General features: G+C 68.8%; 19 protein-coding genes. 6 read left to right on the top strand and 13 right to left on the bottom strand.

Going from position 1 to position 15,728, the window contains the following annotated elements; genetic code table 11:
* Window positions 1-3: 3 nt before the first annotated feature.
* From PSR88_RS24415 to PSR88_RS24405, 3 genes are read right to left on the bottom strand one after another with little or no spacing between them, the layout of a single operon-like run.
* The gene (locus PSR88_RS24415) at window positions 4-822 is read right to left on the bottom strand and encodes an ABC transporter permease (protein WP_016883952.1); all 819 of its coding nucleotides are present in this window, start codon (window positions 820-822) and stop codon (window positions 4-6) included.
* Window positions 782-1,627 (bottom strand): ABC transporter ATP-binding protein, encoded by an 846-nt coding sequence (locus PSR88_RS24410; protein ID WP_016883953.1) that lies wholly within the window; start codon window positions 1,625-1,627, stop codon window positions 782-784. The genes PSR88_RS24415 and PSR88_RS24410 overlap by 41 nt, the downstream gene beginning before the upstream one ends.
* The gene (locus PSR88_RS24405; protein WP_009477857.1) at window positions 1,624-2,103 is read right to left on the bottom strand and encodes a MarR family winged helix-turn-helix transcriptional regulator; all 480 of its coding nucleotides are present in this window, start codon (window positions 2,101-2,103) and stop codon (window positions 1,624-1,626) included. Before PSR88_RS24405 ends, PSR88_RS24410 begins: the two co-directional genes overlap by 4 nt.
* A gap of 98 nt (window positions 2,104-2,201) precedes the next feature.
* On the opposite strand from PSR88_RS24405, the gene PSR88_RS24400 reads away from it, so the two are divergent.
* The gene (locus tag PSR88_RS24400; protein WP_011597107.1) at window positions 2,202-2,966 is read left to right on the top strand and encodes an NRDE family protein; all 765 of its coding nucleotides are present in this window, start codon (window positions 2,202-2,204) and stop codon (window positions 2,964-2,966) included.
* A gap of 33 nt (window positions 2,967-2,999) precedes the next feature.
* Here the strand turns inward: PSR88_RS24400 and PSR88_RS24395 are convergent, their stop codons facing one another.
* The 3 genes from PSR88_RS24395 to PSR88_RS24385 all read right to left on the bottom strand — a co-directional run bounded on the left by PSR88_RS24395 (window position 3,000) and on the right by PSR88_RS24385 (window position 5,564).
* Complete coding sequence (locus PSR88_RS24395; RefSeq protein WP_009477855.1) at window positions 3,000-3,413, bottom strand: HIT family protein; 414 nt, start codon at window positions 3,411-3,413, stop codon at window positions 3,000-3,002.
* Between the two features lie 77 nt (window positions 3,414-3,490).
* Window positions 3,491-4,912 carry an adenylosuccinate lyase gene (gene purB, locus PSR88_RS24390; protein ID WP_009477854.1) on the bottom strand — a complete coding sequence of 474 codons (1,422 nt, stop codon included), beginning with the start codon at window positions 4,910-4,912 and terminating at the stop codon, window positions 3,491-3,493.
* 22 nt (window positions 4,913-4,934) lie between these two features.
* On the bottom strand, window positions 4,935-5,564 hold the full coding sequence (locus tag PSR88_RS24385) for a TetR/AcrR family transcriptional regulator (protein ID WP_009477853.1): 630 nt from the start codon (window positions 5,562-5,564) through the stop codon (window positions 4,935-4,937).
* A 99-nt stretch (window positions 5,565-5,663) separates the two neighbouring features.
* On the opposite strand from PSR88_RS24385, the gene PSR88_RS24380 reads away from it, so the two are divergent.
* Window positions 5,664-5,879: a hypothetical protein gene (locus tag PSR88_RS24380; RefSeq protein WP_157180192.1), complete on the top strand. Its 216-nt coding sequence runs from the start codon at window positions 5,664-5,666 to the stop codon at window positions 5,877-5,879.
* A 104-nt stretch (window positions 5,880-5,983) separates the two neighbouring features.
* On the opposite strand, the gene PSR88_RS24375 is transcribed toward PSR88_RS24380, so the two are convergent.
* From PSR88_RS24375 to PSR88_RS24350, 6 genes are all read right to left on the bottom strand, one after another.
* Window positions 5,984-6,664, bottom strand: a complete 681-nt coding sequence (locus tag PSR88_RS24375; protein WP_011597106.1) for a DUF998 domain-containing protein — start codon at window positions 6,662-6,664, stop codon at window positions 5,984-5,986.
* Window positions 6,665-6,755: 91 nt separating this feature from the next.
* Window positions 6,756-7,352: a PepSY domain-containing protein gene (locus PSR88_RS24370; RefSeq protein WP_011597105.1), complete on the bottom strand. Its 597-nt coding sequence runs from the start codon at window positions 7,350-7,352 to the stop codon at window positions 6,756-6,758.
* A gap of 107 nt (window positions 7,353-7,459) precedes the next feature.
* Window positions 7,460-7,873: a DUF1707 domain-containing protein gene (locus tag PSR88_RS24365; protein WP_009477849.1), complete on the bottom strand. Its 414-nt coding sequence runs from the start codon at window positions 7,871-7,873 to the stop codon at window positions 7,460-7,462.
* 56 nt (window positions 7,874-7,929) lie between these two features.
* Complete coding sequence (locus PSR88_RS24360) at window positions 7,930-8,217, bottom strand: PLDc N-terminal domain-containing protein (protein WP_009477848.1); 288 nt, start codon at window positions 8,215-8,217, stop codon at window positions 7,930-7,932.
* 101 nt (window positions 8,218-8,318) lie between these two features.
* The gene (locus PSR88_RS24355; RefSeq protein WP_011597104.1) at window positions 8,319-9,485 is read right to left on the bottom strand and encodes a pyridoxal phosphate-dependent aminotransferase; all 1,167 of its coding nucleotides are present in this window, start codon (window positions 9,483-9,485) and stop codon (window positions 8,319-8,321) included.
* 23 nt (window positions 9,486-9,508) lie between these two features.
* Complete coding sequence (locus tag PSR88_RS24350; protein WP_037197681.1) at window positions 9,509-10,435, bottom strand: LysR family transcriptional regulator; 927 nt, start codon at window positions 10,433-10,435, stop codon at window positions 9,509-9,511.
* A gap of 113 nt (window positions 10,436-10,548) precedes the next feature.
* On the opposite strand from PSR88_RS24350, the gene PSR88_RS24345 reads away from it, so the two are divergent.
* On the top strand, window positions 10,549-11,937 hold the full coding sequence (locus PSR88_RS24345) for an MFS transporter (RefSeq protein WP_009477845.1): 1,389 nt from the start codon (window positions 10,549-10,551) through the stop codon (window positions 11,935-11,937).
* On the top strand, window positions 11,934-12,686 hold the full coding sequence (locus tag PSR88_RS24340) for a 3-hydroxybutyrate dehydrogenase (RefSeq protein WP_016883955.1): 753 nt from the start codon (window positions 11,934-11,936) through the stop codon (window positions 12,684-12,686). Before PSR88_RS24345 ends, PSR88_RS24340 begins: the two co-directional genes overlap by 4 nt.
* 72 nt (window positions 12,687-12,758) lie before the next feature.
* On the opposite strand, the gene purD is transcribed toward PSR88_RS24340, so the two are convergent.
* Window positions 12,759-14,012, bottom strand: coding sequence for a phosphoribosylamine--glycine ligase (gene purD / locus PSR88_RS24335; RefSeq protein ID WP_009477843.1), 1,254 nt, complete (start codon window positions 14,010-14,012; stop codon window positions 12,759-12,761).
* A 253-nt stretch (window positions 14,013-14,265) separates the two neighbouring features.
* On the opposite strand from purD, the gene PSR88_RS24330 reads away from it, so the two are divergent.
* Together PSR88_RS24330 and PSR88_RS24325 are read left to right on the top strand one after the other, a co-directional pair.
* Complete coding sequence (locus PSR88_RS24330; RefSeq protein ID WP_011597101.1) at window positions 14,266-15,240, top strand: serine hydrolase; 975 nt, start codon at window positions 14,266-14,268, stop codon at window positions 15,238-15,240.
* The gene (locus PSR88_RS24325; protein WP_029539604.1) at window positions 15,237-15,707 is read left to right on the top strand and encodes an ArsR/SmtB family transcription factor; all 471 of its coding nucleotides are present in this window, start codon (window positions 15,237-15,239) and stop codon (window positions 15,705-15,707) included. The genes PSR88_RS24330 and PSR88_RS24325 overlap by 4 nt, the downstream gene beginning before the upstream one ends.
* Window positions 15,708-15,728 lie beyond the last annotated feature (21 nt).

Genomic DNA, 15,728 nt, shown 5'->3' with positions numbered 1-15,728 from the left:
CCGCTATCGGGAAAGTCTCCCCAGCAGCGCGGACGCGACGGCGATCCCGAGCACCGCGGCCGCCACGAGCACCCCGAAGTCCAGCCAGTAGTTCGTGGGCTGGCCGATCAGCAGCCCCCTGAGTGCGGACACCTCGTAACTCAGGGGGTTCACGCGGCTGATCGCCTGGACCCACCCTGGCATCAATTCCACCGGGTACAGCGCGTTCGACGCGAAGAACAGCGGCATCGTGATCGCCTGCCCGATCCCCATCAGCCGGTCGCGTTTGAGCACCACCCCGGCGATGGCCACCGACAGGCACGAGAAGAACGCCGCTCCCAGCACCACGACCGCGACGACACCTAGAAGTCGCACCGGATTCCACGTCATTCCGACGCCGAGCAGCGCCGCCACGACCACGACGACCACGGCCTGGGCCACTGCGCGAACACCGGCCGCGAACGCCTTGCCCGTCACGAGAGCCGCACGCGGAGTGGGAGTCACGAGCAGTTTGGTCAGGACCCCGGCGTCGCGTTCCCAGATGATCTGGATGCCGTAGAAGATCGCGACGAAGAGCGCCGACTGGGCGATGATGCCCGGCGCCAGATAGTCCAGGTAGGGGACGTCGCCGGTCGGGATCGCGCGAATGCGGCTGAACGTCTCCCCGAAGATGACGAGCCACAGGATCGGCTGGATCGCCCGGGTGACCAACTCGGTGCGGTCGTGACGGAGCTTCTGCACTTCGACCAGACAGAACGTGACGATCCGCGACAACAACCGGAGCACACCCCGGGTCGGCGGTTCAGCCCATACGGCGGGCAGTGCGGCGGGCGCTGCGGACATCCCGGAGCCCTCCCTTCTCGTCGGCGGTGAGACTGTCACCGGTGAAGTGGCGGAAGACGTCGTCGAGCGTCGAGTCGGGCCCCAGTTCGGCGACGAGTCCCGATGGGGAACCGACCGCCCGCAGTTCGCCGCGGTGCATCAATGCGACCCGATCACACAGCGCCTCGGCCTCTTCCATGTAGTGGGTGGTGAGCAGGACCGTCATCCCGTACTGCTTCTGCATCTCGGTGACGCGGGTCCACACCGAATCCCGTGCGACCGGATCGAGCCCGACCGTCGGTTCGTCGAGCACCAGCAACGACGGCCGGTTGACCAACGCCTGCGCGAGTTCGAGACGCCGGACCATGCCGCCCGAGAAACTCGACGCCACCCGGTCGGCGACATCGGCGAGGTCGACCATCTCCAGCACCTCGTCCACCCGGCGCCTGCGTTCGGGCCGGGGTACGTCGTAGAGGCGGGCGAACCAGGACACGTTCTCACGGGCGGTGAGCGCGCCTTCGATCGACAACTGTTGCGGCACATACCCGAGCAGCCGTCGAACGGCCATGGCCTGGGTGCGCACGTCGTACCCGAAGATGCTCACGTCGCCGCCCTGCAGTGGGAGAAGCGTGTTGAGCAGCCGGATCGTGGTGGTCTTCCCCGCCCCGTTGGGGCCGAGAAGGCCGAAGCACTCCCCCGCCTCGATCACGAGACTCAGGTCCTTCACCGCGGCGTAGTCCCCGAACGAGTAGGTCACGTGCGACAGTTCCAGCGCGCCGCCTGCGGGCCGCAGTCGTGCGGCGGTCTGCGCCCTGCGAAACATCATCTGACGACCTCCTGATCGCTCGGCCCCGCCTGGTCCGGGTGGAGTGCTCCGGCGAGGCGGGTGATGGCGGGTATGGCGGATTCGATGGCCTTCCTGTCCTCGGCACTCAGCCCGTCGAATGCGGCGGCGACCTCGATGTTGCGGCGGTCGCGCCAACGCTCGACCTGTGCCCGAGCGTCGTCGGTGAGCGCCAGGCGGGCGACGCGGCGGTCGGACTCGTCCCGCACCCGTTCGACCAGCCCGGCGTCGGTCAGTTGCCGCACGAGGGTGGAGACCGTGTTCGCCGCGAGTCCCAGAGCCGCCGCGGCCTCCGCTACGGACGTGCCGGGCCTGCGGCGGAGCAGACGGACCAACTCCACCTGTGACCCCGTCAACGGGGTCTCCGGCCATGGCCGCCCGACCCGACGGCGCGTGTGCCGGCGCAGCAATCCGATTGCGGCGAAGAGCTGTTCGGCAGGCGACTCGTTCTGTGCCATGAAAACAATATAGCTCTGTTTCAGAGGTATTACGAGGGCGGCTACGCTCGGGCATGCAAAAGCGATTCGGATGATCGAGGTGACGAGGAGACGTCTGCATGTGCCTGGTCCTGTTCGCCTGGCATACCCGCCCCGATCTCCCCCTCGTCGTCGCGGCCAACCGCGACGAGTTCTACGCCCGCCCCACCGAACCGCTGAGCAGGTGGGACGACGGGTTCCTCGCGGGCCGCGACCTGCTCGCAGGCGGCACCTGGATGGGAATTGCCGACTCCCTGCGATTCGCGGCCGTCACCAACGTTCGCAACGGCGCCCCCTCGACCGGGGCACGGTCCCGCGGCGCCCTGCCCGTCGACTACCTCCGCGGCCGACTGTCCCCCGCCGACTACGCCGAACAGGTGGCCGCGACCGGCGCCGAGTACGGCAGTTTCAACCTGCTCGTCGGCGACCCCACGGAACTGCGTTGGGCCACCAACCGGCCCCACGGCAGGCAGCAGCGGGTGGAACCCGGCGTCCACGGCCTCTCCAACGCCGAACTCGACACGCCGTGGCCGAAGGTGACCGGCGGCAAGCAGGCGTTCGCCGCCGCGCTAGACGCCGACGACGGCGGCCCCGATGCCGACCCGGGGACGTACTTCGACGTGCTCTCCGACAGCGACCCCGCACCGTGGGACTCACTGCCCGACACGGGCATCGAACCCGAACTCGAACGCGCCCTGTCGTCCCGGTTCATTCACTACGACGACTACGGGACGCGAGCGTCGACACTGCTGCGGGTCCGGCCGGACGGCACCTTCGACATCACCGAACGACGGTTCGACGAGAACGGCCCCACCGGCGAGGTTCGCTTCCCCGCACGTGAGTGACAAAGTGTGCTCCCGCACGCTTTGCCACTCACGTCAGGCGAGGGAGGAACGGATGACGCCCGCCGTCTGATCGAGCGCGATCCGGCTCGGCGACTTCGGCATTCCGCGCAACCCGAACCCGTCGCCGGCCGTCCGGGGGACGACGTGCAGGTGGACGTGGAAGACCTCCTGGCCGGCGGCGATCCCGTCGGCCAGGAACAGGTTGACGCCCTGGGCGCGCATCGGCCCGTGACGCAGTGCGGTCGCGATGCGCTGTCCCACCGCGAACACCGCCGCGCCGTCGCCCGGGTCGAGGTCGGCGAGCCCGCTCGCGTGCCGCTTCGGGACCACCAGCAGGTGTCCGGACGTCCACGGCCGGATGTCCATGAACGCCATCACGTCGTCGTCCTCGTGCACGACGCTGGCGTCGGATCGGCCCGACACGATCTCGCAGAAAATGCAGTTCACGGGATAGGCACCTCCGGTGCTTGTGCGTGGTTGACGAGTGCCTGCACTCGTTAACCACGCACGGGCGGCGAAGCCGCCTACAGGATCGGGGACGGCTGGTACGCGGCCGCCTCGGGGTCGGCGTCGACGAGCTTCTGCACCTGCGCGACGACCGTGGCGACCTGCGCCTCGGCGGCACCGATGAACGCCTTCTTGTCGGCAAGGGCCTCGTCGAGGGCGGCCCGGTCGAGGGGCAGGCGGTCGTCGGCGGCCAGGCGGTCGAGGAGGTCGGGTTCCCTGCCCTCCTCGCGCATCGCCAGCGCGACGGCGACGGCGTGTTCCTTGATGACCTCGTGCGCCGTCTCCCGGCCAACTCCTGCCCGCACCAGAGCCATCAGGACCTTGGTCGTGGCGAGGAACGGCAGGTACCGGGTGAGTTCCTTCTCGATGACGGCGGGGTAGGCGCCGAATTCGGCGAGCACCGTCAGGAACGTCTCGATCAGTCCGTCGATCGCGAAGAATGCGTCCGGCAGCGCGACGCGGCGCACCACCGAGCAGAACACGTCGCCCTCGTTCCACTGCGCGCCCGCGAGCTCGGCGGCCATGGACGCGTATCCGCGCAGCACGACCTGCAGTCCGTTGACGCGCTCGCAGGAACGGGTGTTCATCTTGTGCGGCATCGCGGACGACCCGACCTGGCCGGGCTGGAACCCCTCGGTGACCAGTTCGTGGCCGGCCATCAGGCGGATGGTGTGCGCGAACGACGACGGCCCGGCCGCCACCTGCACCAGCGCGGACAGCACGTCGTGGTCCAGCGACCGCGGGTACACCTGGCCGACGCTCGTGAACACGTGGGAGAAGCCGAGGTGCTCGGCGACCTTCTGCTCCAGCGCCTCCAGCTTGGACGCGTCACCGTCGAGGAGGTCGAGCATGTCCTGCGCGGTGCCCATAGGTCCCTTGATGCCGCGCAGCGGGTAGCGGTCGATCAGCTCGCGCAGCCGGGTGAGCGCGACGAGCAGTTCGTCGGCGGCCGACGCGAACCGCTTGCCCAGCGTGGTGGCCTGCGCCGCGACGTTGTGCGACCGGCCTGCCATGACGAGGCTGCCGTACTCGGCGGCCCGCTCGGCCAGCCGGGCCGCGACCGCGACACCGTGCGCGTGGACGTGCTCGAGCGACCGCAGGATCTGCAACTGCTCGACGTTCTCGGTGAGGTCGCGGCTGGTCAGTCCCTTGTGAACCTGCTCGTGCCCGGCGAGCGCGTTGAACTCCTCGATGCGGGCCTTCACGTCGTGGCGCGTGACGCGCTCACGGTCGGCGATGGAGTCGAGGTCCACCTGCTCGAGCACCCGCTCGTAGTCGGCGAGCGCCTCGGCAGGCACGTCGATCCCGAGTTCCGCCTGGGCACGCAGCACGGCGAGCCACAGCTGACGCTCGAGGACGATCTTGTGCTCGGGCGACCACAACTCGACGAGTTCGGGGCTGGCGTAACGGTTGGCAAGGACGTTCGGGATGCGGCTCACGAGTCCTCAGTTTACGGCGGTGCTACAGCTCGACGTGGTCCGGCCGGTCCAGGGCGGGCGCGACGACGTCGACGACGTCGAGCAGCATGGCCCGGGCGAGGGCCCGCAGGTCGGGGTCGTGTTCGCCGAGCGCGGTCACCAGGGCTCCGTCGACGACGGCGACGAGCCGCCGTAATTGCTCCTGCCGGACGTCGCGGTCGGAGCGTCGCAGGGCCTCGGTGAGTATGTCGTCGAGTTGCGCGCGCAACCGCAACTGCACCTCGCGCAGTTCGGGGCGACGCGCGCAGGCCGTGAACCGCTCGTACCGGGAGATCAGCCTCTCGCGGCAGTCCTCACTGATCAGGGCCGGTCCGACGAGTAGGTCGAGGAGGAGATCGACGGTGGATTCGCGGCCGCGCCGCCGGTGCGTGACGTCGTCGACGCGGCTGCGCATGACCGCGAGATCGCGGTTGCCGTTGCATTCGACGGCCTTCGCGATCAGGTCGTCCAGCGACTCGAAATAGTAGGTGGTCGACGCGAGCGGAAGGTCGGCGCGGGTGGCCACCGAGCGGTGCCGGACCGCGTCGAATCCGCCCTCGAGCAACAGATCGGCGGCAGCCTCGACCAGCGCCTGTCGGCGCCGTTCGCCCTTCGGAGTTGCCGCAGATGACACCAATTCATCCTGCCAGCCGCGGGTGCCGCACCAGGGCAAATTGGACGACAGACCGTGAAGTATGTGGGCGGTGGAGCCCGCCCGCGTAGCGTCGGAACCGTGCGGGTGTCGGTGCGGATGCCGGCCCTGGGATGTGCGGCGACGGCGCCGATGGCCCTCGTGTCGGCGTGCGGCTCCGCACCGGATCCGGAGACGTCGTCCGCGGCCGCGCACACCGCCGCGGCGTGCCCGTCCCCGAACGTCCCCGGGGTGCCGCAACTGGACCTCGGACCCGACTTCAGCTGCGGAACCCTGACCGTGCCGGAGGACCGATAGCGTCCGGGCGGACGACGGATCGAACTGGCCGTGACGGTCGGCTTTCTCGAGAAGCCGGCCGGCGCTACGACACGAGGGCCTCGCGCGAGTACAGATGCCGGCCTTCACGACCGGATGAGATACGGGGGCCGGCAGGCGAGGCGACGGAGCCGCAGGGCGATCGTCACCAGCGCCGGGAACGTCACGGCGAGAAGCGTGAATCGCTGGAGAAGTCCGGCGACGTCGTGCAGTGGGGCACCCTCCGGCATCGCGAACCGGCCCAGCATCACGAAGCATCCCAATCCGAGCACCCCGGCGACCGCGGTGTACCGCGCCAGGCAACGCCACCGCGGATCGGCGGCGAACCGGCGCGACAGCACCACCAGGGCCAGGGCACTGCAGGAGAAGAACGTCACCCCCGAGATCACATGATGGCCCGGGTCGTAGGCCACCCCGGCCTGATCCTCACGCAACGGGAACACGGCGGCGAGGGTCAGCCCGACCGCTGCCGTGCCGAGCAGGGCCGGTCCCACCCAGCCGAAGCGCGTCGCCGCGATGCCGCGGTGCAGTCCGGCCGCGAAGATCAGCAGTAGCGCAGCGAAAGCCAGGAAGTTCAGCTGCTGGATCCACCCACTCGGGTCCGCCTCGAGAGCGCTGATCGGGTCGGCGATCGGGCTGTAGTCGTCCCGGAGGAATGTCTCCTGGGCGACGAACCCCGCGGTGAACAGCAGAGGTCCCGCTGCGCCCGCACGGGCGGCCCACCGCTGGAAGTCGGAGCGCGGCACGAGAACTGACGTGGTGACCATGCCTTCGACGCTAAAGCCAGGTCACCACCCGGGCATCGGCAGATTCACCCATCCCGCCCGGGCGGAACATGGGTCGTTCTACCCACTGCGGTCAGTTGTCGGGAAGGACGGCTCCGGTCGACGCGTCGACGTTCACGTCGTAATCCCAGCCCTTGGTGTCGCGGATGTGAATGTGCCACACCGTCTTACCGTCCCGCTGCTGCTGCTCGGCGTTCGCGACCGTGCCACCCGGGACGGTCGCGACCGCGATCTGCTCCGCCTGCTGCTGGGTGACCGCCCCGCCGGCGGGGGGCGCGGGTGCGGGTGTCGCGGTGGTCTCCCTGTTCTGACTGTCGGGCACCACCGCGCCGGTCGCCGCGTCGACATTCACGTCGTAGTCGTAGCCCCGTGTGTCGCGGATGTGGACGTGCCACACCGTCTTACCGTCTCGCTGTTGTTCCTCGGAGTTCGCGACCGTGCCACCCGGGACCGTCGCGACAGCGATCTGCTCCGCCTGCTGCTTGGTGACCGCCGACGCCACCGCGGTGCCCGTAGTCGTCGGCGCTGCAGTCGTGGCCGTGGCCGACGCCGTGGCACTGGCAGATGTCGACGAGGTGTCGCTGCTGTCGGAACCGCACCCGCCCAGCAGCAACGCGGAGGCCGCGACAACCGGGATCAGGCTCGCACATCGCACAATTCTGGTGGTCATCGTGGCTCCTCGATCGCTCGACGGCGTGGACCTGCCTGTCAGAGTACGGGAGCGACAACCGACCTCGCGGTAGTTTTCACTTCGGAGCACAGAGCTGTGTCAGCCCGTCACCACGCCCGGCACGACCGCCTGCCGAGGCCCCGCCGGGCCAGCACGAGCCAGACGATGGGCAGGAAGACGAGCGGGGGGACGCGGACCAGGGCGACCCACAGGATCGCGGCGAGCACGGCCACCACGAACACGAGCGTCCGCAGCGCGGCCGCCTCCCGTCCCGGATCACGTCGCACGCGATCGGGTTCGGGCACGAAGCGCTGCTTGTCCGGAAGGTCCGCGAACAGCGGCGTGAGGTCGGCGGCGGTCTTGGCGAGGTACGCCTGGCGGACCCTCGCGTCGAACTCGTCGGTCTCGAGCCGTCCGGCTGCGAAATGTTCGGCGAGTGCCGCCGCGGCTTGCTCCCGTTCCACGGTCCCGATGCGGACTCCGCCGGGAACGGGTGGCTGTGGATGACTGATGTCGCTCATGTCGTCGCCTCAGGGCCGGTGTGTAACACTGTAATCCTAGCCACAGTGTAGGCCTTCTACTCCTGGTCGCGCCCGTGGAAACCTTCCCGGCGCTGCTCCTCGGCACGTTCCCGGCATCGCCGCACGAACTCGGCCTCCTCCGGGTCGGCGGGCAGCTGATCACCCGGGTCCTTCTGCGGCCGTCCGACGACGAGCCACAACACCGACCCGATGAGCGGAAGCAGCAGCACGATCACCAGCCAGCCCTCCTTCGAGAGGTTCCGGAACTGGTCGTCGTCGGTGGTGATGGCGTCGGCGAAGCACAGGACCCACAACACGAATGCGAACAACGCGACGTACAGCATCGCCGTTCTCCTTGCCTGGCACGCCCGAACACGCAGTGCGCCCAAGTCCATCGAACAACTGCTGCGGCGGCGCCGCAAGAGCCGTGGCCGGGAAACTCCGCCTACAGCCAGCGACCCAGTCGCACCAGCGATTCCCGGACCTCGGCGGTGGACCCGGCGAACGACAGCCGGACCGTCCGGTCGCCGTGGACGGTGTCGAAATCGATGCCCGGGGCCAGCGCCAGACCGGTGTCCTGCAGCAGTCGCGAACACCATTCCGTCGACGTCGCGCCGTGGGATCCGCCGAGCAGGTGCCCGATGTCGGCGTACACGTAGAACGCGCCGTCGGCGGGCGCCAGGTCGGTGATACCCAGTTCCGGGAGTCCGGTGAGCAACAGCTCCCGGTTGACGGCGTAGCGCTGGACGTGGCCGTCGAGCTCGACCCTCGACTCCTCGGTGAACGCGGCGATCGCCGCATACTGGGAGATTGCGGGCGGGCACACCGTCATGTTCGACGCGAGCCGTTGCAACGGGCGACGCAGCCCCTCGGGGACCAGCATCCAGCCCAGCCGCCAGCCCGTCATCGAGAAGTACTTGGACACCGACCCGACGACGACGGATTCGCGCGACGTCTCCCACGAGCTGGTCATCGCCTGCTCGCCGTATCCGATGCCGTGATAGATCTCGTCGGAGATCAGCAGCGTCCCGTGGTCGTCGCACCAGCGGGCGAGCGCGGCCAGTTCGTCGGGGTCGATGACGGTGCCGGTCGGGTTGGCGGGGCTCGCGACGATCAGTCCGGCCGGCGGCTCGGGCAGAGCCTCGAGCATCGCGACCGTCGGTTGGAACCGGGTGTCCGCTCCGCAGTCGATCTCGATGACGGTACAGCCGAGCGCGGCGAGCGTGTTCCGGTAGGCCGGGTAGCCGGGGCGGGCCACCACGACGGTGTCGCCGACGTCGAACGCGGCGAGGAACAGCAGCGTGAACGCACCCGAGGATCCGGTGGTCACGACGACGTCCTCGGCGTCGACGTCGATGCCGGACTTGGCGGAGTGGTATCCGGCGATCGCCTCCCGCAACGGCAGAATGCCGAACGTCTCCGTGTAGCCGAGAAGGTGTCCGTCGAGCACTTCCCGCGTCGCGCGGAGAACCGGCTGCGGAGCGGGAGTGGACGGCTGCCCCGCCGCGAGCGTCAGCACGTCACCGTGAGTGCGCTGACGTTCGGTGGCCGCCTTCCACACGTCCATCACGTGGAAGGTCTGGATGTTGGACCGCTGGGATTCGGGACGCACCCCTTGACGCTAGCGTGACGCGCTCACTGCCCCGCCAACGCGTCCCGCTGCGACTCCACCGTCTCCCGGATCGCCCCCACCACCGCCGCGACCTCCGGTCGGCGCAACGACTCGGGGCGCGCCACGAGCCAGTACGCCAGCGTGGCCTCGACCTGCCCGGGCAGCACCCGCACGAGGTCGTCGTGGCGGTCGGCCATGAAGCACGGCAGCAATCCGATACCCGCCGACGCCCGGGTGGCCTCGACGTGCACGAACACGTTGGTCGACGTCACCGATTCGCGCATCGAGACGGTGAGGCGGCGCGCGAGGTCGAGTTCGTCGACCTGCAGCATCGAGTCGATGAAGTAGACGAGTGAATGATCGGCCAGATCACCCACCTGTCTGGGGGTGCCGTGCGCGGACAGGTACGACTTCGCGCCGTACAGGCCGAGGGTGTAGTCGGCCAGCCACAGCGCCTCCGCCCTGTGTACCTGCGGCTTGCCCACGACGATCTCGATGTCGAGGCCCGAGCGATGTTGCGAGGCCCGGCGGGTGATCGCGACGATCTCCACGGACACCTCGGGGTGCCTGCTGCGGATCAGTGCGCCGGCGGGTGCCGCGATGTAGGCGCTGAACCCATCGGTCGCCGATACCCGGACCACGCCCTTCAGGTGGTCGGCGCGACCGGGTTCGGCGACGAGTCCGTGGACGGCGGCCTCCACACGCTCGGCCGCGGTCAAGGCCTGCCGCCCGAGGTCGGTGAGTTCCCACCCGCCCGCGGCCTTCACCAGCACCCGGCCGCCGAGGCTTTTCTCCAGACTCGCGATCCGACGCGAGATGGTCGTGTGGTTGACACCCAGGTCGTCGGCGGCGGTGTTGAAGCGGCCGGTGCGCCCCACTGCCAGCAGTACGAGCAGGTCGTCGGCGCTGGGCAGGGCTGTTCCGGAGGTCACTTCTGCATATTTGCACATGCCGACTGCAGGTTGCGTCATTGTGTGCGCACAAATATGCATCAATACTCGGCAGGACCAACGAACTGTGTCCCCAGTCACAACGGGGTGCGGAGTGTAACGAGGAGCGACAGATGAACGTCGACGAAACATCGCACGTGAAGGAAGCCCCGCCGTCCGGGCTGAAGAAGGTTGTCGGCGCATCGATGGCCGGCACCGTCGTCGAGTGGTACGAGTTCTTCCTATACGGGACCGCGGCGACGCTGGTGTTCAGCAAGGTGTTCTTCGCTGCCGGCGGCAACGAACTCGACGCGATCATCGCGGCGTTCGTGACCTACGCCGTCGGCTTCGTCGCCCGGCCTCTCGGCGGCATCGTCTTCGGTCACTTCGGCGACAAGTTCGGCCGCAAGCAACTGCTCCAGTTCAGCCTGCTCCTCGTCGGCGCGGCCACGTTCCTGATGGGCTGCCTGCCCACGTACAACCAGATCGGGTACTGGGCCCCTGCCCTGCTCGTCACTCTCCGCTTCATCCAGGGATTCGCCGTCGGCGGCGAGTGGGGTGGCGCCGTGCTGCTGGTCGCCGAGCACAGCCCGAACCGCTCCCGCGGCTTCTGGTCGTCGTGGCCGCAGGCCGGCGTGCCTGCGGGCAACCTCGTCGCGACCGTCGTCCTGCTGATCCTGACGACCACGCTGTCCGATGCGGCGTTCCTCAGCTGGGGCTGGCGCGTGGCGTTCTGGCTGTCGGCCGTGATCGTCCTCGTCGGCTACTACATCCGCACGAAGGTCACCGACGCCCCGATCTTCATCCAGGCGCAGAAGGAAGCGGAACACATCAAGGAGACGTCGTTCAGCGTCTTCGAGGTGCTCAAGCGCTACCCCCGCGGCGTGCTGACGGCGATGGGCCTGCGTTTCGGTGAGAACGTCATGTACTACCTGGTGGTCACGTTCTCGATCACCTACCTCAAGGTGGTCGTCCACACGGACACCGCGCAGATCCTCTGGTGGATGCTGATCGCGCACGCCGTGCACTTCGCGGTGATCCCGCTCGTCGGGCGACTCTCCGACACCATCGGCCGACGCCCCGTCTACATGATCGGCGCGGTGACCGCGGGCACGTGGGGCTTCTTCGCCTTCCCGATGATGAACAGCGGGCACAACGCCGTCATCCTCGGAGCGATCATCATCGGCCTGGTGTTCCACGCCTTCATGTACGCCGGTCAGCCCGCGATCATGGCCGAGATGTTCCCGACCCGCATGCGGTATTCGGGTGTCTCGCTCGGCTACCAGGTGACGTCGATCGTGGCCGGTTCGTTGGCGCCGATCATCGCCGCCAGCCTGCTCAGCAAGTACGACTCGTCCGTTCCGATTGCGATCTACCTGGCGATCGCGTGCCTCGTCACCGTCGTCGCCGTGATCGTCGCCCGGGAGACCAAGGGCATCTCGCTCGAATCGATCGACGAGGCGGACGCCCAGATCCTGGCGGACGAGAAGGCTGCCGGCGCGAAGGACGGGGTCCCCGCATGACCGAGCAGAACCTGACCGGACGCACCGCGCTCGTCACCGGCGGCGCCAGCGGGATCGGCGCGGCCTGCGCCCGGACGCTCGCCGCACGCGGAGCCCACGTCACGGTCGCCGACCTCGACGACGTTGCCGCCAAGAGTCTCGCCGACGAGATCGACGGAACCGCGTGGCACGTCGATCTCCTCGACACCGATCCGCTCACCGAACTGCGGCTCGAGACCGACATCCTCGTCAACAACGCCGGGATCCAAACCATCAGTCCCATCGAGGAATTCCGCCCCGAGGACTTCCGGCGCATTCAGACGCTGATGGTCGAGGCACCGTTCCTGCTGATCCGTGCCGCGCTGCCGCACATGTATTCCACGGGATTCGGGCGCATTATCAACGTCTCGTCCGTGCACGGGCTCCGCGCATCGCCGTTCAAAGCCGCATACGTCACCGCCAAGCACGGACTCGAGGGACTGTCGAAGGTGACGGCGCTCGAGGGCGGTCCGCACGGCGTCACCAGCAACTGCGTCAATCCCGGTTACGTGCTGACACCGTTGGTGCAGAAGCAGATCGCGGATCAGGCACAGGTGCACGGCATCAGCGAGGCCGACGTGATCGAAAAGGTGATGCTCACCGAGAGCGCGATCAAGCGACTGGTGGAACCGTCGGAGGTGGCGTCCCTCGTCGCGTGGCTCGCATCCGCCGACGCAGGCATGGTCACCGGCGCCTCCTACACGATCGACGGAGGATGGACCGCCCGCTGAGGTGACGAGACAGGCGTGCACCCCCGGATCTTCCGGGGGTGCACGCCTGTCAGTCGTCGGAGTGCCTCGACCTCAGGGAATGGCGATGCGTCCCTCGACAGCGGCCAGTCCGATGTCCTTGCGGAAGTGGCTTCCCGGCAGCTTGATCGCGGAGATCTTGGAGTACGCATCCGCGCGCGCCGCGTCGAGGTCGGCTCCGACTCCGACCACGCTGAGCACGCGTCCGCCGGCGGAGACCACCTGATCGTCGACGAGTTTCGTGCCTGCGTGGAGGACACCGTCACCGTCGGCGCCGGTGATCACGTCACCGGTGCGCGGGGTGGCCGGGTAGTGCTCGGCCGCGACCACGACGGTCACCGCCGAGCCGTCCTGCCATTCGAGCGGCGCGACCTGATCGAGCGTTCCGGTGGCCGCGGCGTTCAGCAGTTCGCCGAGCGGGCTCTTCAGCAGCGCGAGGACCGCCTGCGTCTCGGGGTCGCCGAAGCGGCAGTTGAACTCGACCACGGCGGGGCCGTCCTTGCCGATCGCCAGACCGGCATACAGCAGGCCGCTGAAGGCGCTGCCCCGGGCGACGAGCTCGGCCGCGACCGGCTTCACGACGTCGTCGACGATCTGGGTCACGGTCTGCTCGGGCAGCCACGGCAGCGGCGTGTAGGCGCCCATGCCGCCGGTGTTGGGTCCGGTGTCGCCGTCGCCGACGCGCTTATGGTCCTGGGCAGGCAGCAGCGGCACGACGGTCTCGCCGTCGACGACGCAGAACAGCGACACCTCGGGACCGTCGAGGAAGGATTCGAGGAGAACGGGGTGACCGTTCTCGAGCAGTTCGGCCGCGTGATCGCGGGCGGCGTCCCGATCGGTGGTGACCACGACACCCTTGCCTGCCGCGAGGCCGTCGTCCTTGACCACCCAGTTGGGTCCGAAGCGGTCGAGCGCCTCGTCCAGCTTGGCGGGCGAGTCGACGATCTCGCTGTGCGCGGTCTTCACACCGGCGGCGGCCATGACGTCCTTGGCGAACGCCTTGGAACCCTCGATGCGCGCGGCGTCGGCCGACGGGCCGAAGCAGGCGATGCCTGCCGCGCGGACGGCGTCCGCGACACCCAGCACCAGCGGGACCTCGGGCCCCACCACGACGAGGTCGGCGTCGAGCTTCTTCGCGAGGGCGGCCACCGCCTCCCCGGACGCGATGTCGACGGGGTGCTGCTCGGCGATCTTGCCGATCCCGGCGTTGCCGGGCGCGCACATCAGGGCACTGACACCCGGATCGCGAGCGAGGGCGAGAAGGAGGGCATGTTCACGGGCTCCGGAGCCGATAACGAGTACGCGCACGGGTGTCAGCCTACGGGCCGCGCCGAACGGGACGTTCGGAGCGTGCGGTCTCGACAGTCCTACCGGTTCGCGATACTGTACTTCTATAATTCCGCAATTCCGAATTATCGAACTTCCACAGGTGGAGGGATCTTCTCGATGACCAGGAAGCTGAGCACGCTCACAGCAGCAGTCGCGGTCGCGGTGAGCCTGGGCGCGTGCAGCACCGACGGCACCGACTGCCTCCTCCGACGAGCAGGCAGCGCCGCCGGCCGTGTGCGCACCGCTGCCACCCGCCGACATCACGACCGCCTCCGGATGGGTCGGGTACGTCGGCTCGCACCCCGACGACGTCGCCTTCGTCGTCGACGACGGTCGCGGCCGAACGGTCGAGCACCGCCCCGGCGACACCGTTCCGCTGGCGTCCGCGATCAAGGTGGTGCACCTGGCCGCCTACGCCCGGGCCGTCGCGTCGGGTGAACTCGACCCGGCCGAACCGGTACCGCTGTCGGAGTGGGAACGCTGGTACCTCCCGAACACCGACGGCGGCACCCACCCGAAGGCCCTGGAGCGGCTCGGCGTCACCGAACCCGACGCCACCGTCACGCTCGAGCAGATGGTGACCGCGATGATCCAGGAGAGCGACAACGCCGTCCCCGACTATCTGCGCGACCGACTCGGCGACACCGCCCTCGCCGACGCCGCCGCGCAGGGCGGCTGGGACGACCTCGAAGTCCCGACCCTGCTGGGCTCCACCATCGCCCTCCTCGATCCGGCGATGTCGCGGGATGCCCGGTGGGACGCCGCCCAGCGCTACGCACACGACGGCGCCTACCGCGAACAGGTGATGCGGATGTCGCCCGGCGATGACTTCCCCGCGGTCACGGCCCGGGTGCAGGAGTCCGGGGTGACGGGTACGGCCTCGGGCCTCGCCGCACTGCACCACGCGATCGCGAGCGGCGACTTCGGACCCGGCTCCGACGTCGCACGCCGAACACTCGAATGGCAGCCCGCCCCGCCCGGGTTGGACGGGCTGGGTTTCAAGGGCGGCAACCTTCCCGGAGTGGTCACCGAGGCGATGACGATCCGACGTCCCGACGGCACCGTCGCCACCGCGGTGCTGCTGACGTCGAACCTGTCGAGCGAGGACTACCTGAACGTCATCGGCGGGAATTTCGCGCACCAGCAGCTGCTTCTCGAGGCGATGACCGATCCCGACACGACGTCGCAGCTAAGTTGTGCCGTGTGAACGACGAGTACGACGCCCGGCTCGCCGACCTCGAGGCGCGCGTCCACGCCCTCGAATCGGCCCGGCCCGCCAAAACCCCGACACCCGACGTCGGCGAGAGCATCGGGCAGATCGGGTATCAGGGCACCGTCGACCTGGGCGGCGAGATCCAATGGACGATCCGCTACGACGCCGCTGCAACCCTCGACCTGTCCCCCACCGCCGTATCGAACGTGCTCGCCGCCCTGGGACATCCGACCCGCCTCGAGATCGTTCGCACCCTGCTGCGCAGTCCCGCCGGCGCGGCCGAACTGCAGACCGCGGTCGGGCTGACCTCGCCCGGTCAGCTCTACCACCACCTGCGCGCCCTCGGCGGGGCACGCATCGTCGAGCAGGAGTCGAGGAACCACTACCGCATCGCGGCGGCGAAAGTGGTGCCATTGCTGGTCATCACCCTGGCCGCCGCGGATGTCGGGGAACACCTGTGAGCACTTGTTAACCGCGGGCGG

This window comes from Rhodococcus sp. DK176 (genome assembly GCF_038447315.2).
GTDB classification, from domain to species: Bacteria; Actinomycetota; Actinomycetes; order Mycobacteriales; family Mycobacteriaceae; genus Rhodococcus_F; species Rhodococcus_F jostii_A.
Note: the sequence above shows the minus strand (reverse complement) of the source record. Positions and strands in the feature narration are given on the sequence as shown.

Coding starts and splice junctions, on each gene's coding strand:
- PSR88_RS24345 (WP_009477845.1), top strand. CDS start 10,549: ATGAACGTCGACGAAACATCGCACGTGAAGGAAGCCCCGCCGTCCGGG.
- PSR88_RS24365 (WP_009477849.1), bottom strand. CDS start 7,873: ATGAGCGACATCAGTCATCCACAGCCACCCGTTCCCGGCGGAGTCCGC.
- PSR88_RS24340 (WP_016883955.1), top strand. CDS start 11,934: ATGACCGAGCAGAACCTGACCGGACGCACCGCGCTCGTCACCGGCGGC.
- PSR88_RS24405 (WP_009477857.1), bottom strand. CDS start 2,103: ATGGCACAGAACGAGTCGCCTGCCGAACAGCTCTTCGCCGCAATCGGA.
- PSR88_RS24410 (WP_016883953.1), bottom strand. CDS start 1,627: ATGATGTTTCGCAGGGCGCAGACCGCCGCACGACTGCGGCCCGCAGGC.
- PSR88_RS24370 (WP_011597105.1), bottom strand. CDS start 7,352: ATGACCACCAGAATTGTGCGATGTGCGAGCCTGATCCCGGTTGTCGCG.
- PSR88_RS24415 (WP_016883952.1), bottom strand. CDS start 822: ATGTCCGCAGCGCCCGCCGCACTGCCCGCCGTATGGGCTGAACCGCCG.
- PSR88_RS24375 (WP_011597106.1), bottom strand. CDS start 6,664: ATGGTCACCACGTCAGTTCTCGTGCCGCGCTCCGACTTCCAGCGGTGG.
- PSR88_RS24350 (WP_037197681.1), bottom strand. CDS start 10,435: ATGTGCAAATATGCAGAAGTGACCTCCGGAACAGCCCTGCCCAGCGCC.
- PSR88_RS24360 (WP_009477848.1), bottom strand. CDS start 8,217: ATGCTGTACGTCGCGTTGTTCGCATTCGTGTTGTGGGTCCTGTGCTTC.
- PSR88_RS24400 (WP_011597107.1), top strand. CDS start 2,202: ATGTGCCTGGTCCTGTTCGCCTGGCATACCCGCCCCGATCTCCCCCTC.